We start from the raw sequence: 18035 nt of genomic DNA on the forward strand, positions 1-18035 counted from the left end.
AAATTCCTGAAATATTAGTCGAATTTATAAGCATTTTTGATAAATTTTAATTATGGTTCTTGTGATTGATCCCCAAATTGCTGGTATATCTGGTGATATGCTTCTTTGCTCATTGGTGGATTTAGGAGCTGATAAAAATAAAATCATTAATGGAATCAAAGAATCTGAAAAATTTCTTTCAAACTCTACAATAAAAAAAATTGATTTTAGCAAAGTCAAAAAACATGGGATTGAATCTTTACAACTGATTTTAGAAATTGACGAAGAAATTCATGAAAGAAAAGGACTAGAAATTAAAAATGCAATTGTTGATTCTGCCAAAGAAATTAATCTTTCAAAAAAAGCAAAATTGTTTGCTGAATCTTGCATTAACACTCTAATCTTATCAGAATCTAAAATTCATGGTATTCCTGAAGAATCTGTTCATTTTCACGAGGCCTCAAGTATTGATACTCTGGTAGATATTATTGGAATTACAATTGCATTGGAAGATTTAGATTTATTTGATGAAAAAATAGTATGTTTGCCAGTATCAGTAGGGGGTGGGTCTGTAACGTTTTCACATGGGACCATGTCCAATCCTGCAAGTGCAATCCTTGAGATTTTTAAAAATTCAAAGTTGACAATTAAAGGAAATGATGCTAACGAAGAACTGACAACTCCAACTGGTGCCTGTATTTTAGTAAATTTGGCACATCAATCCGTAAAATACTATCCCTCAATGAAAGTAGAATCTATTGGATATGGGGCAGGTCAAAAAGACTTTGAATCTTTTTCAAATGTTCTAAAAATTATTAGAGGTTCTGAAAATAATTTTGAAATTGACTCTGTAAAAATCCTTGAAACAAATGTTGATGACATCTCAGGAGAAATCTTGGGAAATCTGATTGAGAAAATCATGGTGAAAGGAGCACGAGATGTCTCTATTTACCATGGAATTACAAAGAAAGGAAGGCCAACAAATCTTGTATCTGTGATTTGCACTGATGACACTCTTGATGAAATAGTTGATACATTGGTGTTGGAGACTGGAACTTTGGGAATTCGAATTTCTGATTCTGATAGGTTTATTGTTCCTAGATCAAATCATAATGTTTCTATATCTTTGAACGGGCATACTTTTCAGGTACATTACAAAAAATCTTCATTTAAAGGAAAAGTTGATTTTAAAATAGAATTTGATGATCTTAAGAAAATTTCGAATATAGTTGATAAATCCATTAAAGAAACAGATGTATTGCTGAGAAAAGAAATTGAAAAATTGGAGGTGGATAATGACCACTCTTGAAAATCTTGCAAATTGGTTTGAGGACAAAAATAAGGTGATGATTGCACTTTCTGGTGGGGTTGACAGTGCGTTAGTAGCATATGCTGCATTCCAAAAACTAGGAAATTCTGCTATTGCCGTAACTGCTGATTACAAAACTTTGTCTGCAGAAGAACTTGATACTGCCAAGCAAATTTGCTCAGAGATTGGAATCCAACAACTTCTTTTGGATTATAGCGAACTTGAGAATGAAGATTTTACAAAAAATGATTCAAATCGATGTTTTCATTGTAGAATGGAATTGGGTGAGCATTTGGTTAAATTGGCAAATGAGCATAATGTGGATGTAATTGTTGATGGGACAAATCTTGATGATTTGGGTGATTTCAGGCCTGGAATTGAGGCATTAAAACAAAATGGAATCCGTAGCCCCCTTGTAGAGACAAATTTTTCAAAATCAAAAATTAGAGAAACTGCCAAAATGATAGGACTGTCTGTACATGACAAGCCGTCCAATTCATGTTTAGCATCAAGAATTCCTTGGGGGCAAAGAGTAACTGCGGAAAAATTAATTCGAATTGAATTTAGCGAAACTATAGTTAAACAACTAACCAATGTGAAACAAGTTAGAGTGCGTGATATAGATGGCTCTGCAAGAATTGAAGTTGAAAAACACATGATATCTAAATTTGATGAAATGATCTTAAAACAATTAACTGAGAAATTAAAGATGATTGGATTTAATTCTGTTGAAGTTGATCAAGAAGGGTATAAACCAGGAAAAATTAATGTGATTGCAGATTGATTTATCTGGATAATGCTGCATCCACTCAAATTCATGAAGATGTTTTAAATTCAATGTTGCCTTATCTTAAGGAACAGTATGGTAATGCGTCATCGATTCATAGATATGGCAGAATAGCTCACAAGGCAATTGAAAAAGCCAGAAAACAAATAGCATCACTGATTAATGCAGACCCTTCTGAAATTTTGATTACGTCTGGTGGCACTGAATCAAACAATACCGTCCTAAGAGGTATAACTATGGGTAATGCTTGTAATCATGTTATTACATCATCAATTGAACATGATGCTATTTTGGAACCCTGCAAACAACTAGAAAAAAATGGTTTAACTGTTGATTATCTTCCTGTTGATAAATTTGGCACGGTTGATCCTTTAGAATTAAAAAATCATCTATCTGATAACACTTGCCTTGTTTCGATAATGTTTGGCAATAATGAAGTTGGTACCATCCAAAAAATATCTGAAATTGCTAAAATATGTAATGAAAAAAAAATCCCATTTCATTCAGATGCTATTCAAGCCGTGGGCAAAGTACCCATTGATGTTAAAGAATTAGGCATAGATTTACTCTCAATTTCTTCTCATAAACTTCATGGCCCAAAGGGAATTGGTGCATTATACATAAAAAATGGCATCAAAATAGATCCTGTGATTTTAGGTGGTGGACAAGAACATGGACTACGTTCTGGAACTGAAAATGTTGCAAATATTGTTGGATTCGGTAAAGCATGTGAAATTGCAAAAAATAATTTAGATGAAAATATGTTATATGTTAAAAATATTCGAGATTTACTCGTTGACAAGATATTGCATGAAATTCCTAAAGTGACTCTTAATGGTCATCCTATTTCGAGATTGCCAAATAATGCGCATTTTACATTTCTTGGTGTCAACGGTGAAGACCTTATCATAAAACTTGATGAGTATGGGATTGCAGCTTCTACTGGCTCTGCATGTTCTGTTAATACACAAAGAGCTTCACATGTTTTACAGGCAATGGGATTTTCTCATGAGCAAATTACAGGTTCTTTAAGATTAACTGTGGGGATATTCAATAATGAAAAAGAAATTGAACAGACAGTAACTTCTCTGAAAAAAATTGTTGAAGAACTGAGATCATTTTCTCCCTTTAAAGAAAAGTATTCTTTTACTTCTAAAGTCTAGATGCTAATTTGAAATTTATTTCTAGTAACTAAAACAGTCATCATAGTCCCGACAATCAAAACCAACATTACAATTGCTCCAAATTCAGGAACAACATAGGTTCCAATAATTTCAATGTCTGAATCCCCTTCTTCAAATTCAATTGTTATCACTCTGGATTCTGAATGAACTACTGATTCTTGGTATGCTACTTCTATTCCGTCTATCAAAATGATAAAAGTATCATCTTTACCATCTTGTTTTTCTGCCCCTATGAATTCTCTTGGTAGATCTAGTGTTATCACTCCTTCATCTGTTGCATTGATTTGCACTATCACACCAAAAATATCTGAATCTACTACCATTTTTTTAACCGTTCCCCCTTTGATGGTGTATTTTACATCAAAAGTTCCATGACTTCCTGCATCTACTTCATAAGGTTCTGTTGTTTCGACCACTTTTGATTTTGGAGTAAATGAAAATTCAGTTTCAGTTTGATACTCTTGATATGATGCTATGATTGTATAGTCTCCAGATTTTTTCCATAATGCTCCTTCTGCAAGGAATGTTTTTGTAAAACTACCGTCTTGTGCCACTGTAAGTTGTGCAACATCTACCAAATTGCCTTCATTAAATAATTGTAATATTACTGGTGTTTCACCGATCACTGTTTTTACATTTCCTGAAACTACAATTGCATCTCCTTCATCATAATTATTATCATCAGTTTGAATTGAAATTAATGATTCTTGTGCAAATACTGTACCTGTAGAAATTACCAATAATGCTATTAATCCATAAAAAATTTTTAAATCCACAAATTTCAAAATACTCGTTTGTATATTTCCTTTACTATTAAAAAATGAAAAAATGAAAAAAGTTGTGTGACTTTTAATATCTTGGTATAATGCTTAGTCTTGATTTTGCAGAGATTGCAATTATTGAGATAATTGCTACTGCTAGAATCATAGCTGCTATTGTACCAAATTCTGGAATCACATAGGTACCAATTACTTCAATTTTCTCAGCGCCTGCTAGGAACATTACTGTTACTTTGTTTCCAACAATTTCAACATCATCCCATTCTTGTCCATCAACTAGTACCATGAAGATACCGTCTAGGGTTTTCTTTGATGGGGTGATTGTTAACGTTCCATCTTCTTTAGCGTTGATCTTAATGACAATTGAGTTGTCATTAGTATTGAGCATTGCACTTGTTACCATTCCACCTGAAATGCTAAATGGTACACATTGACCATTTGCAGACAGTTCATTAGCACCACATTCTGATGGTGTGGTGTAGTCTGGTGTATGTACAACTCCACCAGTTAATTCAACTTTGACACTGTTACTTTTTTCAGTACTGCCATAGTTTGCTTTAATGGTGTAGGTACCGTCGTATTTCCACATTGCACCTCCTGTGTTTAATGTAGTCTTAAAACTACCATCTTTTACATTGATTTGATCAATTGTAACAATGGAGTTTAGAGGACTAATCACAGTAATTGTAACTGGAAATCCAGATTCATTTGCCACTTGGCCTTCTACCATAATCATGTCATTGTGACTATATTCTGTTTTATCTGTCCAAACAGATACTGGAATTGCATTTTTCAACATATTGTCAGCTGTTATTCTAGCATCTTCCATAGAACATCCTACACATGCTTGAGGAATATCTCCGGCGGCATATGCTGATGACATAGTTATTGTAGCGACTGCAGTCAATAAGGCTAGTAGCGCGAACGACGTACGATTGTTCATCTTGTTGCGATTTACACCCGTCTCTATTTATGTATATTTAAAAATAGAAAAAAGTTGTATGAGCTTAGTATCTTGGTATAATGCTTAGTCTTGATTTTGCAGAGATTGCAATTATTGAGATAACTGCTACTGCTAGAATCATAGCTGCTATTGCGCCAAATTCTGGAACTACAACTCCATCCTTGATATCTACTTCAGTTGAAGCAGTGTATTTTGGATCGTCAAATTGTTGTACCGTTACAGTGTAAAAACCATCTTGTTTCCATAATGGTCCTCCAACTGTGATTTTGGAAGCAAATTCTCCATCAAGCATTGGTGATATTTGAGCCACTTTTACCACATTTCCATTTGGTGCAGTAACCTTCAATGTGATATCTTGACTTACTCTGTCAGTTTTTCCAGTAACTTCAAACATTGTAGAACCATTTTCGATAATTATTGCATCAAGTAAAATTCCTGCATCTTTTGCAACATTTGTTGTATTTGGTGTGAAAATTCCTGTCTCCATATTAGATTGAGTTGCAGAAGTTCTTTCAGTCATACCATTTGTTACTTCAACAAATACTTTCAAAGTGTACAATGAATTTGCACCTGTACCTTGCATTGCTTTAATTTTGTAAAATCCATTTTCAGTCCATGTTGGTCCTACTTTGAATATTTTTACAAAATTGCCATCACTATCTGGTGATATCTGATCAATTGCGACAACATTGCTTCCACTTGGAGATGTTACAGTAAATGTAACATCGCTAATTTTTGAAACTGTTTTGCCTGTTACAGTAATTGTATCTGAGCCTTTATCGGCCGTAGCTGTAATGGACATTCCAGTATTCTGAGCAAAAGCATCCTGTTGAATTGAAGTCATTGAAACTAATGACAGTGCCATGAGGGCTATTGCCATTGATGTTGTAGAGCGTTTAAAATTCATCCTATTTTCACCCAGCATTATTGCTATTTATGTATATTCAAAAATAGAAAAAAGATGAAATTTAGTATCTTGGTATAATACTAAGTCTTGATTTTGCAGATATTGCAATTATTGAGATAATTGCTACTGCTAGAATCATAGCTGCTATTGCACCAAATTCTGGGATTACAAAGGTACCAATTATTTCAATTTCTTCAGCACCTACTGGGAATGCTATGGTGAGTGTTCTATCTTTTGATGATACAGTTTCCTCAAAGTCTACTTCTTCTCCATCAACTAAGACGAAAAAGTCATCATCTTCACCATTAATTGTTGCATCCAAGACAGATCTTGGGATTGTGAGAGTAATTGATCCATCATTTGTAGCATCTATAGATATGATCAGTGAATTTGCATCTACATCAGGCATAATACCTAGTAGTTTGCCACCTGTAATCGTATATCCGATCAAATCACTAGAACCTTCAATTGCAACTGTTGTGGCAGTTACTTTGTCGGTTGGCATACTTGTAGATCCTCCAAATTCAAATGTTGTTGTAGCTACACGATTTTGGGTTCCATATGTTACTTCAACTGTATAAGTTCCAGCTGTTCTCATTGTTCCCCCTGCTGTAATTTCAGTACTGAATTTTTTATCAGCACCTACTGTTAATTGAGCAAGAGCAACAATTGCATTGTCATTCTTGACAATCAAACTTACTGGAGTTCCAGAATACAGATCTTTCACTTCTCCTGTTACTAGAATAGTTTCACCTTCTGAATAGGAAGATTTGTCTGTAGTAACAACAATCGAGCTTTGTATTTGTCCAAATGCTGGTGCCATACCAATACTTGCAATCAAGATTGCAGATAAGGCAAACACTGCTAAATGAGCTTTCATTAGTTTTACGCCTGAATTTGGACTATTTAAGGTTGTGATAAATTTTGTTGACTAAATAGAAAAAAGACTGATTTCTGCCAAATTTCAAATTACATATATATTAACCCGAGCGTGAATTTTTGACAGTTTGTGTGTATTATTTACTGTTACATGTAATGTTCGTTGTGGGGGTTCTCTAAATGGCAACTAAGAAAAATCAAGTTTTAGTCCCTGATCATGTTTATGTTCCAAAACATGAAATAATTTCTAAACAAGAAGCTGAAGAAGTTTTAAAAAAATACAATTGTAAACCAACTGAATTACCATTAATCTTTGTAAATGATCCTGCAATTTTGGGACTTGGTGTAAAGCCTGGAGATATGATTAAGATTACTCGAAAAAGTCCAACTGCAGGTGAAAGTCTCTATTATAGATATGTGGTGGAAATCTAAATGGCAGATCCTTCAATAAAACGTTGGCCAGTAATTCAGGATATTTTAAAACGTGAAGGTATTGCACGTCAACATCTAAACTCATTTGATGAATTTTTAGAAAGAGGACTTCAAAGTATCATAAATGAAGTTGGACAAATCGATATTGAAAATGCTGAATATCCATACAAAATTCAACTTGGAAAAGTAAAACTTCAACAACCAAGAATGATGGAGCTTGATGGTTCGATCACTCACATTACTCCGGCTGAAGCTAGATTGAGAAATGTTTCTTATTCTGCACCTGTAATGATGGAGGCAAGTGTTGTAGAAGATGGAAAAATTTTAGAATCAAGATTTGTACATATTGGAGATGTACCAGTTATGGCAAAATCAAATGCATGTATTTTACATAATTTTTCTTCTCAAAAATTAATTGAACATGGAGAGGATCCAAATGATCCGGGTGGTTACTTTATCATCAATGGTTCAGAACGTGTTATTGTTGGATTGGAAGATCTTTCTTACAACAAAATAATTGTCGATAGAGAAACTGTAGGTGGAAATATTGTTTTCAAAGCTAAAGTCTATTCTTCAATAGTCGGCTATCGTGCAAAATTAGAACTTGTCATGAAAAATGACGGATTAATAGTTGCCCGAATTCCTGGGTCTCCAGTTGATATCCCTGTTGTTACATTAATGAGAGCACTTGGATTGGAATCTGATAGAGAGATTGCATCCGTAGTTTCATTAGTTGATGATATTCAAGATGAACTCGAAGGCTCTTTTGAAAAAGCAGGTGATGTCCCAACATCAAAAGATGCCATTGTCTATATCAGTAAAAGAATTGCACCTGGAATGTTAGAAGAATTCCAGATTAAACGTGCTGAAACTTTACTTGATTGGGGACTCTTGCCACATTTGGGTAAGCATCCTGAAAATAGAAAAGAAAAAGCACAGTTCCTCGGTGAAGCAGCTTGTAAATTATTAGAACTAAAACTTGGATGGATTACTCCTGATGATAAAGATCATTATGGAAACAAGGTCATTAAATTTGCAGGACAAATGTTGGCTGATTTGTTCAGAACAGCATTTAGAAATCTAGTTAGAGACATGAAATATCAATTAGAGCGTTCAGGTCAAAAACGTGGAATCAATGCAGTTGCTGCAGCAATTCGTCCCGGAATAATTACTGATAAGCTAAACAATGCAATTGCAACTGGAAACTGGGGCAGAGGACGTGTTGGTGTTACTCAATTACTTGATAGAACAAATTATCTTTCAACAATTAGTCATCTTAGAAGAATACAATCTCCTCTAAGTAGAACACAACCAAACTTTGAAGCAAGAGATTTGCATGCTACACACTTTGGAAGAATTTGTCCTAGTGAAACTCCTGAAGGATCAAACTGTGGTTTGGTCAAAAATTTGGCCCTATCTGGAATCATCTCCGTAAATGTACCAAATGAGGAAATTGTCGAAAAACTCTATGATCTTGGAACAGTTCATTTCTTTGATGCAAAAGAAGATTTGAAGAAAGATGGAACTCGTGTATTTGTTGATGGTCGATTAATTGGTTATTACAAAGATGGTTCAGAATTAGCCGAATCTCTCAGAGAACTGAGAAGAAATTCAAAAATTCATCCTCACGTTGGAGTATCATTCCACAAATCTGAAATCGAGGGCTCAACAAGAAGACTATATGTCAATTGTAATGCAGGTCGAGTGCTACGCCCACTAATAATTATCAAAGATAACAAACCGCTACTAACTTCTGAATTGCTAGATAAAATTTCAAAGAAACTTCTCTCTTGGACTGATCTATTGAGAATGGGTGTCTTAGAAATGATTGATGCAAATGAAGAAGAAAACTGTTATGTTACTTTGGATGAGAAAGATGCAAAAAAACATACGCACTTGGAAGTGTTCCCACCAGCAATCCTAGGTGCAGGAGCTTCAATCATCCCATATCCTGAACATAACCAATCTCCAAGAAATACATACGAATCTGCCATGGCAAAACAGAGTTTAGGATTTTCAACACCTATGATGAATACTAGTACATACGTTAGACAACACTTTATGCTATATCCACAAGTCCCAATTGTAAACACAAAAGCAATGAAGCTTTTAGGATTGGAAGATAGGCCAGCAGGTCAGAACTGTATTGTTGCAGTATTGCCATTTGATGGTTACAACATTGAAGATGCTATTGTGTTAAGTAAAGCATCTGTTGATAGGGGTCTTGGAAGAACTTTCTTCTTTAGAATTTATGATGCTGAAGCAAAACAATACCCTGGTGGAATGCGTGATAGTTTTGAAATTCCAAATGCTGAAGATAACATTAGAGGTTACAAAGGAGAACGTGCATACAGATTACTTGAAGATGACGGAGTAGTTGCATCTGAAGCTCCTGTAAAAGGAGGAGATATCCTAATTGGAAAAACTAGTCCCCCAAGATTCATGGAAGAATACAGAGAGTTTGAATCATCTGGTCCATATAGACGAGATACTTCTATCGGTGTCCGACCATCTGAAACCGGTGTAATTGACACTGTAGTTATGACTCAATCAAACGAAGGTGGAAAAATGTACAAGATTCGTGCAAGAGATATGAGAATTCCAGAAATTGGTGATAAATTTGCATCAAGACATGGACAAAAAGGTGTACTGGGAATTTTAGCTAAAGCAGAAGATTTGCCATATACTGCAAGTGGAATGTCTCCTGATGTTTTGATTAATCCTCACGCATTCCCTTCAAGAATGACAGTTGGAATGATGATGGAATCTATTTGTGGTAAAGCAGCTGCATTACGTGGAAAAAGATTTGATGGTTCTGCATTTGTTGGAGAGAAAATGCCCGAAGTCAAAGAAGTAATGGATGCACATGGTTTTGAATACTCTGGTAAAGAAACAATGTATGATGGAAGAACTGGAAAATCATTCCCAGTAGACGTTTTCATCGGAGTTGTATATTATCAAAAATTACACCACATGGTTGCAGATAAAATCCATGCAAGAGCTCGTGGACAAGTTCAGATGTTAACTAAACAACCAACAGAAGGTAGAGCAAGAGGTGGTGGATTAAGATTTGGTGAGATGGAAAGAGACTGCTTAATTGCTTATGGTGCCTCAATGATTCTTAAAGACAGATTGTTAGATGAATCTGATAAATCTGATATTTTTGTATGTGAGAGATGTGGATTAGTAGCATATCATGACGTTAAACAAAGAAAATATGTTTGCAGAGTCTGTGGAGATAAAGCCAAAGTGTCCTCTGTATCTGTAGCATATGCATTCAAACTGCTCTTACAAGAAATGCAGAGTCTTAACGTTGCACCACGATTGTTGATCAAGGAGAAGATCTAGAGATGTCTGTTCAAGCAATTAAAGCAATTGATGGAATTCGATTTTCAGTATGGTCTCCAACTGAGATCAGAAAATATTCTGTAGCTGAAATTACTGCTCCTGAAACATATGATGAAGATGGAATGCCTGTACAAGGAGGTCTAATGGATGGTAGATTGGGAACACTTGAGCCAGGACAAAAATGTCTTACATGTGGAAACACTGCTGCAAGATGTCCTGGACACTTTGGACACATTGAACTTGCAGAACCAATTTTACACATTGCATTTATCGATAACATCTACAAACTATTACAATCAACATGTCGTTCTTGTGCAAGACTCAAAGTCCCTCAAGAAGATCTTGAAGCATTCAAAAGAATCAAAGACAAACATGCCGCTTATACCGTAGTTTCACAAAAACGTATTCCTGAACAAATTATTGAAAAAGCAAAAAAAGCAAAGGAATGCCCACACTGTGGAAAAACACAATACGAACTGGTGTTTACAAAACCAACTATCTTTGTAGAGAAAACTGAAATCGGCGAACACAGATTATTACCAATTACAATCAGAGAGAGATTTTCACAAATTCTAGATGAGGATTTGGAATTACTATCATATGATCCAATCACTGCAAGACCTGAATGGTTCATTCTTCAAGCATTACCTGTTCCTCCTGTAACGGTAAGACCTTCAATCATTCTTGAAACTGGAATTAGATCTGAGGATGATCTGACACACAAAATGGTAGACATCATTAGAGTTAATCAAAGACTAAAAGAAAGTAAAGAAGCAGGTACTCCTCCACTAATTGTTCAAGATTTAGTTGACTTGTTACAATATCACTCTACAACATATTTTGATAACGAAGTATCTGGAATTCCACAAGCTCATCACCGCTCTGGACGTCCTCTCAAAACATTAACTCAAAGACTAAAAGGAAAAGAAGGAAGATTTAGAGGTTCATTATCTGGAAAGAGAGTCGATTTTTCAAGTAGAACTGTAATTTCACCTGATCCTAACTTGGATTTATCCGAAGTTGGTGTTCCTGAACAAGTCGCTATGAAATTAACTATTCCTGAAATTGTTACTGAATGGAACATTGAAAGAATGAGAAAATTAGTAATCAATGGACCTGAAAAATTCCCAGGTGTAAACTATATTGTAAGACCTGATGGCGTCAAAATTAGATTAGATTTCGTAGAAGATCGTTCTACAATTGCTGAAACTCTTGAGATTGGATATCTCATTGAAAGACATCTTGCAGACGGTGATATTGTAATGTTCAACAGACAGCCATCACTTCACCAAATGTCTATCATGGCTCACTATGTCAGAGTACTTCCGGGTAAAACTTTCAGATTACATCCATCTGTTTGTCCTCCATACAACGCAGACTTTGATGGTGATGAGATGAACCTTCACGTACCTCAAAGTGAGGAAGCAAGAGCAGAAGCAATTCTCTTGATGAGAGTTCAAGACCAATTAATTTCTCCAAGATATGGTGGTCCAATTATTGGAGCACTAAGAGACTTTGTAACTGGCGCATACCTTCTAACTAAAGATGATACCACTCTATCTGTCCAAGAATTTTCAAACTATGCAATGCTTGGCGGTTATACTGAACCACTTCCAAAACCTGCAACCAAAACAAAAGATGGACCTGCATACACAGGAAAACAACTCTTCTCACTATTTCTACCAAAGGACTTCAACTATGTTCTTACATCAAAATGGTCAAAGGGAACAAAAGGTCCAGAAAAAGATGTTGTAATTAAAAACGGTGAACTGATCAGCGGTGTAATTGATAAAACATCAATCGGTGCTGAAGAACCAGAAAGTGTCTTACACAGAATTACAAAAGACTATGGAAATGCAGTTGGAAAGAACTTCCTAAATTCTATTCTAATTATGGTAAAACAGTTCATTACTCACTATGGATTCAGTTATGGATACGGTGATCTTGAAGTTCCAGAAAAGAACGTTCAACAAATTCTTGATGATATTCAGGAAACCTATGATGTTGTTGCAGACTTGACTGACCAATACAACAAAGGAACACTCAAACTTACAAGAGGTATGAAAGCAGAAGAAGCCTTAGAGGCATACATTGTCAATGAATTAGGTAAGGCAAGAGAGAAAGCAGGTGCAACTGCAAATGACTCTTTAGATGATAGTAATGCTGGAAAAATCATGGCAACTACCGGTGCCAGAGGTTCGGCACTTAACGTAGGTCAGATGGCTGGTGCCTTGGGACAACAATCCAGAAGAGGAAACAGAATGAATGATGGTTACAGTAATCGTGCATTAACACACTACCAAGAACATGACAGCAATCCTGACGCACATGGATTTGTAAAATCAAATTACCGAACAGGCCTTACAGCTTTAGAATTCTTCTTCCACGCAATGGGAGGTCGTGAAGGACTTGTAGACACTGCAGTCAGAACACAACAGAGTGGTTACATGCAGCGTAGATTGATCAACGCACTTGAACACATTAGATTAGAATATGATGGAACTGTAAGAGATCCACACGGACACATTGTTCAATTCCTTTATGGTGAAGATGGAATTGATGTGCAAAAAAGTGATCATGGTGAAGCATTCAATGCAAGCAGATTGGCCGAATCTCAAACCATTATTGATTCTGGAAAGAAGGCAACAAAAGATGAAATCGACACTCTAGCTAAAAAATATACCAAGACATTTAATCCAAGATTAACTGAACTTGTAACTGACGCTTTACACAAATCAAATCTCAGTAAAGATGGTGTGGAGGCAGTTTGTAAGAAAGGACTATCATTATACAACAACGCACAAGTCGAACCTGGTCAAGCAGTTGGTATCATTACTGCACAATCTATTGGTGAACCGGGAACTCAGATGACTTTGAGAACATTCCACTTTGCAGGAATTAAAGAAAGAAACGTTACCTTGGGTCTTCCAAGATTAATTGAACTAGTAGATGCTAGAAAGAAACCTGTCACACCAACTATGGATATTTACCTTGATGAGGAATCAAAGAAATCCCGAGAAAAAGCAATCGAGGTTGCACGAAACGTATTGCAAACCAAAGTCAGTGCATTAATTGCAAATACTGAAACAGACTATTCTACAAATATCCAACTAATCTTGAGTCCAAATAGACTCAAAGAAAGAGGATGCTCTATTGCAGAAGTAGAAGCAGCACTTTCATCAAATAAAAAATTCAAACTAGAAACTACTGGTGAATTAATCACTCTGAATTTGGTTGATGAGGCAGACACTGCAACTGCAATCGCAATTAGAAATAAAGTTCTCAATACTACTGTTAAAGGAGTTCCAGATATCGAACGAGTTACACTGGTTCAAAAAGATGATGAATGGGTTATCCAGACAACAGGTTCTAACATTGCCAAAGTTCTTGAAGTTAAAGGAATCGATAAAAAGAATGTCAGAACAAATAATGTCTTTGAAATTGCAGGAACCTTGGGAATTGAGGCTGCAAGAAATTCCTTGATTGATGAACTTAATCATACTTTGGGTGACCAAGGATTGGAAGTCGATAATAGATACATCATGTTAGTATCTGATTTGATGTGTTCTAGAGGCTACATGCAACAAATTGGTAGACACGGAATTGCAGGCACCAAAGACAGTGTTCTTGCAAGAGCCGCATTCGAGATTACAGTTCCAACAATTGCACATGCTGCACTTGGCGGTGAAGTTGAACAACTCAAAGGTATTACTGAAAATGTCATTGTTGGAAGTAACATTCCAATCGGAAGTGGTACCGTTGACTTATACATGCAAGTCAGCAAGAAAAAATAGAATCAAGTGATAATTATGGCCGATGAAATTTCCACATTAATGACAAATAGCAAAGGCAAAGTTGTTTTACTTCGATTGAGAAACACTAGAACTGTTCAGGGCACACTCAGAGATTTTGACATTCACATGAATTTGACACTAGAAGATGCTGAAGATGTTACCGAAGAGAAACATGAGAAACTAGGAAAAATTTTACTCCGTGGAGATAACATTTTGGCAGTATCTTTGCCAGAAGAAGAATCTTAGAAATTAATCTGCCAAACATTAAATTCTATAAATCATAATTTTTAGCATGCTGCATATTTTTCTATTTTTAATTCTACTTGCATTTGGACAATCTGCTCCTGACTACAATGATCCTTATTCTCCTATCTTTACTGACAAGGCAGTTTATTCTTGGACTGATAAAGTGAAAATGACCATCATTGCACCTAGCTGGAATTCTGATAGGCATCTAATTGATACAATTGGAGACACTGATGATCATCCAATTAAAATCACAACATCAGAGCATTCTCTTGAACCATACAGATTTGTAGAAACTGATGTAAATTCTGGGGTTTTCACTGCAGAAGTGATCCTTACTGGCTTTGATCATGATGCTGATGGGGATGGTACTTTTGATACTACTCCCAGAACTATTGGCAATGGCCCAACAAATGGATTTTTACAAGTAGATAGGAATTCTGCTATTACAATATCCTTTGAATTTGCAGATGGGGTTGTACTAGTTAAATCAGTACCTGTAAGATGGAATCTTGGAACAATCAGTTTTGTGGAGGATCTTTTCTATTTGGAAAACTCTGCAGTGGTTCGTGTCGTAGATGCTGATATGAATCTAAACCCTGAAGCCCTAGACCATTTGTCAATCAAACTTTTTTCAGATTCTGATGTTGCAGGAATTAATGTCAATGCCGTTGAAACCTCTGAAAGTTCTGGTGCATTTGTTGCAACAGTCTCTTTATCACAAAGTTCTCCTTCTAGCGGAAATAGGCTTTATTCCCTGCCTGGTGATACCATATTTGCTAAATACGACGATCACACCCTTCCAAAACCATACACAAAATCAGATAACTTGGAAATCAAAACTTTTGCAACAGTTGATTCATCAATTCCGCCAATTGATAGAATTGAAAATTTGCCAATTACTTTTTCTAACAGTTTGGGAAACCTATTGGAATCCTTTTCACAAGATACCACAATGCAAATAGTTGGCACAATCAAAAATGATCAAGAGTTTAAACAAAAATTCGTTTATATCTTTCAAGTAAAAAATGATCAAAATTATGTTGAATCAATTTCATGGGTTCAAGGCGAAATCTCTCCTAAGCAGATTCTAGATGTTTCACAATCTTGGATACCTAAAGAATCCGGAAAATACCACATTGAAACTTTTGTCTGGAACTCTATTGGTGATCCGACAGCTCTTTCCCCATCAATGTCTACATTAATCAATGTTCAATGAAAAGTATAATTTCTACGTGATTATTAAATACAAAATTACGTTTCTACCTTTGTGTTAGGATATGTTTTAGGACTTTTCTTAGTGTTAACCGTGATGACCCCTGTGGTTTTCATAGATGTCTTTGCAGATACATTTAGCGTAAGTTTTGATAAGGAACTTTATGATCTCGGTGATTCCCTAACTGTTTCAGGCCAAATACTCGAACTTGGAATGCCTGAAATTGCCATGAGCATCTATGATCCAGACGGGAAAATCCTGTCTGCAAATAGTTTGGAAATTACTCCTGAACAAACATTTTCTAAAACCATACAGCTTGATTCTCCATTCTATGAAAAAACCGGTCAGTATATGGTAAAATTAGACTATGGGAAAACTTCTGAGAGCCATTATTTTGCTGTTCAAGGGGAATCATTAGAGCCTGAAATTCTAATTGAAGAAAATAGCATACCTGAAATCCTCTTACTTTACACCGAACAAAAACAATACACTGATGGTGACGTGATAAAAATTACTGGTCAAGTTTCATCTGTGGATTCACCAACTGTTCTAATTGGAATCTATGATCCGTTTGGAATGCCTGGTGGATTTTATTTTGGTGCAATAGATTCTAACTTGGAATTCACTACAAGCTTTCTTGTAAAGGATGGTGTAAATTTCAGAGTCGATGGAACCTACTCTGTAAAAGCACATTATGCTGAATCTGAAGCGATATCATTTTTTGATTATTACAAAGTGCCACAAATTGATGACTCTTTAGATGAATCAAACGAATCTGAAATTGAAGATGAAAAAACAGAACAACCCTCTGATGTTCCATCAGAAACTAAAATCACTACATCTGAAACAACAACTGATGAAACAACAACTGATGAAACAACAACTGATGAAACAACAACTGATGAAACAACAACTGATGAAACAACAACTGATGAAACAACAACTGATGAAACAACAACTGATGAAACAACAACTGATGAAACAACAACTGATGAAACAACAACTGATGAAACACAAAATAATTCTGACCCTATTGATGATTCTACAATAATTAAAACTCCACAAGAAACTACACCAAATAATGATACTATAACAAAAACTATTTCAAAAGAAATTCCTACTAAAAAAATTAATGATTCAGAAAACAAGGTGACAAAAACAATTCAAGAAAAACTTCCAACACAAAATAAAGTGAAAAAAGAAAATAATCTTACTGTGGAAGATATAGAGTTGGGAAAATTACTAAATCAAATTCAATTGGAATGTGATTCTAGCACATACGCTGATACCATCTCATACTATGATGGAATGGGTCCTGCATTGTATCGCTTATGTAAATTTGATAGCTCATTGAATTTTTTTAATGAGTCATTAATTGAGAATCCTGATGATGTTGAAATCCTTACAAACAAAGGTTCCGCTTTGGGAAAATTAGGTTATTTTTCAGAGGCTATAGTGTTCTATGATCATGCTATCAAGATTGATCCAAATTTCCTCCCCGCAAAAAATAACAAAGCAAACGCCCTTGCAAATTTAGGACAATTCGATGATGCAATTCTTTTGTATAATCAAGTCTTGAATCAAAATCCAAATTATCTAACTGCTGCAAAGAATCTTCGTATCGTAATGTCTGCAATTCCTGATTTACATAATGATTCATCTACTTCGGAGATTGAAAAAATCACTTATTTTGAATCTCCTGAAAAAACCACCGGTAGTAATTTTGAAAAACAAAAACCAAATGATTTTTTTGAAGAAGTAAGTATCGCGTTTTCCACATTGGGTTCACTATTTGGTTTTCTAAACTAATTTTCTAATATCTGACGCTTAATTTTTCAATAAACCTATAAAGCCCTGTTAAGACGATCGTCTTAAGGAAAACAAATGAGTAAGATACTTGAGAAATCATTAAAGGATGCCCGAAAAGAAGACAAGCTAACTATGGGTGCTAAACAAGTTTTGAACTCTGTAAAAAATTCCAAGCTAATTGTATTGTCTCAATCAATGAAAAAAGAAATGTTTGAGCAAATTGAATCAGATGCAAAAAAAGAAAAAATACCTCTAGTAAACTTTCAAGGAACATCAGTCGCATTAGGAAGATTATGTGGCTTACAATTTAGAATTTCAACAATTTCATTTACATCAATAGACGATGCTAGCATCAAATCAATTTTAAAAGATACACAAGCTGAGGAAAAAAATGATTAACTG

At 35.2% G+C, this 18035-nt stretch carries 14 protein-coding genes; 10 read left to right on the forward strand and 4 right to left on the reverse strand.

Annotated elements, in window-relative coordinates; genetic code table 11:
- The first annotated feature begins 52 nt into the window (after positions 1–52).
- Genes larC through NSED_RS01680 form a run of 3 tightly spaced genes read left to right on the forward strand, consistent with a single transcriptional unit; the run spans position 53 to position 3238 of the window.
- Entirely contained in the window at positions 53–1288 is a 1236-nt protein-coding gene (larC, locus tag NSED_RS01670; RefSeq protein ID WP_014964510.1) for a nickel pincer cofactor biosynthesis protein LarC, read from the forward strand.
- The gene (gene larE, locus NSED_RS01675) at positions 1275–2072 is read left to right on the forward strand and encodes an ATP-dependent sacrificial sulfur transferase LarE (protein ID WP_014964511.1); all 798 of its coding nucleotides are present in this window, start codon (positions 1275–1277) and stop codon (positions 2070–2072) included. The genes larC and larE overlap by 14 nt, the downstream gene beginning before the upstream one ends.
- Positions 2069–3238: a cysteine desulfurase family protein gene (locus tag NSED_RS01680; protein ID WP_014964512.1), complete on the forward strand. Its 1170-nt coding sequence runs from the start codon at positions 2069–2071 to the stop codon at positions 3236–3238. Before larE ends, NSED_RS01680 begins: the two co-directional genes overlap by 4 nt.
- On the opposite strand, the gene NSED_RS01685 is transcribed toward NSED_RS01680, so the two are convergent.
- The 4 genes from NSED_RS01685 to NSED_RS01700 form a co-directional block, all read right to left on the reverse strand.
- Positions 3235–4035, reverse strand: a complete 801-nt coding sequence (locus tag NSED_RS01685; RefSeq protein ID WP_014964513.1) for a PEFG-CTERM sorting domain-containing protein — start codon at positions 4033–4035, stop codon at positions 3235–3237. The genes NSED_RS01680 and NSED_RS01685 overlap by 4 nt on opposite strands.
- A gap of 73 nt (positions 4036–4108) precedes the next feature.
- Complete coding sequence (locus tag NSED_RS01690; protein ID WP_014964514.1) at positions 4109–4921, reverse strand: PEFG-CTERM sorting domain-containing protein; 813 nt, start codon at positions 4919–4921, stop codon at positions 4109–4111.
- 124 nt (positions 4922–5045) lie between these two features.
- Positions 5046–5909, reverse strand: coding sequence for a PEFG-CTERM sorting domain-containing protein (locus NSED_RS01695; protein WP_014964515.1), 864 nt, complete (start codon positions 5907–5909; stop codon positions 5046–5048).
- A gap of 61 nt (positions 5910–5970) precedes the next feature.
- Positions 5971–6789 carry a PEFG-CTERM sorting domain-containing protein gene (locus NSED_RS01700; protein WP_014964516.1) on the reverse strand — a complete coding sequence of 273 codons (819 nt, stop codon included), beginning with the start codon at positions 6787–6789 and terminating at the stop codon, positions 5971–5973.
- A 179-nt stretch (positions 6790–6968) separates the two neighbouring features.
- Here NSED_RS01700 and NSED_RS01705 point away from each other — a divergent pair, with 179 nt between their 5' ends.
- The 7 genes from NSED_RS01705 (at position 6969) to NSED_RS01735 (ending at position 18032) form a co-directional block, all read left to right on the forward strand.
- Entirely contained in the window at positions 6969–7220 is a 252-nt protein-coding gene (locus tag NSED_RS01705; protein ID WP_014964517.1) for a DNA-directed RNA polymerase subunit H, read from the forward strand.
- A complete protein-coding gene (locus tag NSED_RS01710; RefSeq protein WP_014964518.1) occupies positions 7221–10568 on the forward strand; it encodes a DNA-directed RNA polymerase subunit B in 3348 nt (1115 codons plus the stop codon).
- Positions 10569–10570: 2 nt separating this feature from the next.
- Positions 10571–14362 carry a DNA-directed RNA polymerase subunit A' gene (locus NSED_RS01715; protein ID WP_014964519.1) on the forward strand — a complete coding sequence of 1264 codons (3792 nt, stop codon included), beginning with the start codon at positions 10571–10573 and terminating at the stop codon, positions 14360–14362.
- 15 nt (positions 14363–14377) lie between these two features.
- Positions 14378–14608: an LSM domain-containing protein gene (locus tag NSED_RS01720; RefSeq protein ID WP_014964520.1), complete on the forward strand. Its 231-nt coding sequence runs from the start codon at positions 14378–14380 to the stop codon at positions 14606–14608.
- A 46-nt stretch (positions 14609–14654) separates the two neighbouring features.
- Positions 14655–15827: a hypothetical protein gene (locus NSED_RS01725; RefSeq protein WP_014964521.1), complete on the forward strand. Its 1173-nt coding sequence runs from the start codon at positions 14655–14657 to the stop codon at positions 15825–15827.
- Positions 15828–15878: 51 nt separating this feature from the next.
- On the forward strand, positions 15879–17633 hold the full coding sequence (locus NSED_RS01730; RefSeq protein ID WP_014964522.1) for a tetratricopeptide repeat protein: 1755 nt from the start codon (positions 15879–15881) through the stop codon (positions 17631–17633).
- A gap of 75 nt (positions 17634–17708) precedes the next feature.
- A complete protein-coding gene (locus NSED_RS01735) occupies positions 17709–18032 on the forward strand; it encodes a ribosomal L7Ae/L30e/S12e/Gadd45 family protein (protein ID WP_014964523.1) in 324 nt (107 codons plus the stop codon).
- The last annotated feature ends 3 nt before the right edge of the window (positions 18033–18035 follow it).

The sequence above is a fragment of the Candidatus Nitrosopumilus sediminis genome, assembly GCF_000299395.1.
GTDB classification, from domain to species: domain Archaea; phylum Thermoproteota; class Nitrososphaeria; order Nitrososphaerales; family Nitrosopumilaceae; genus Nitrosopumilus; species Nitrosopumilus sediminis.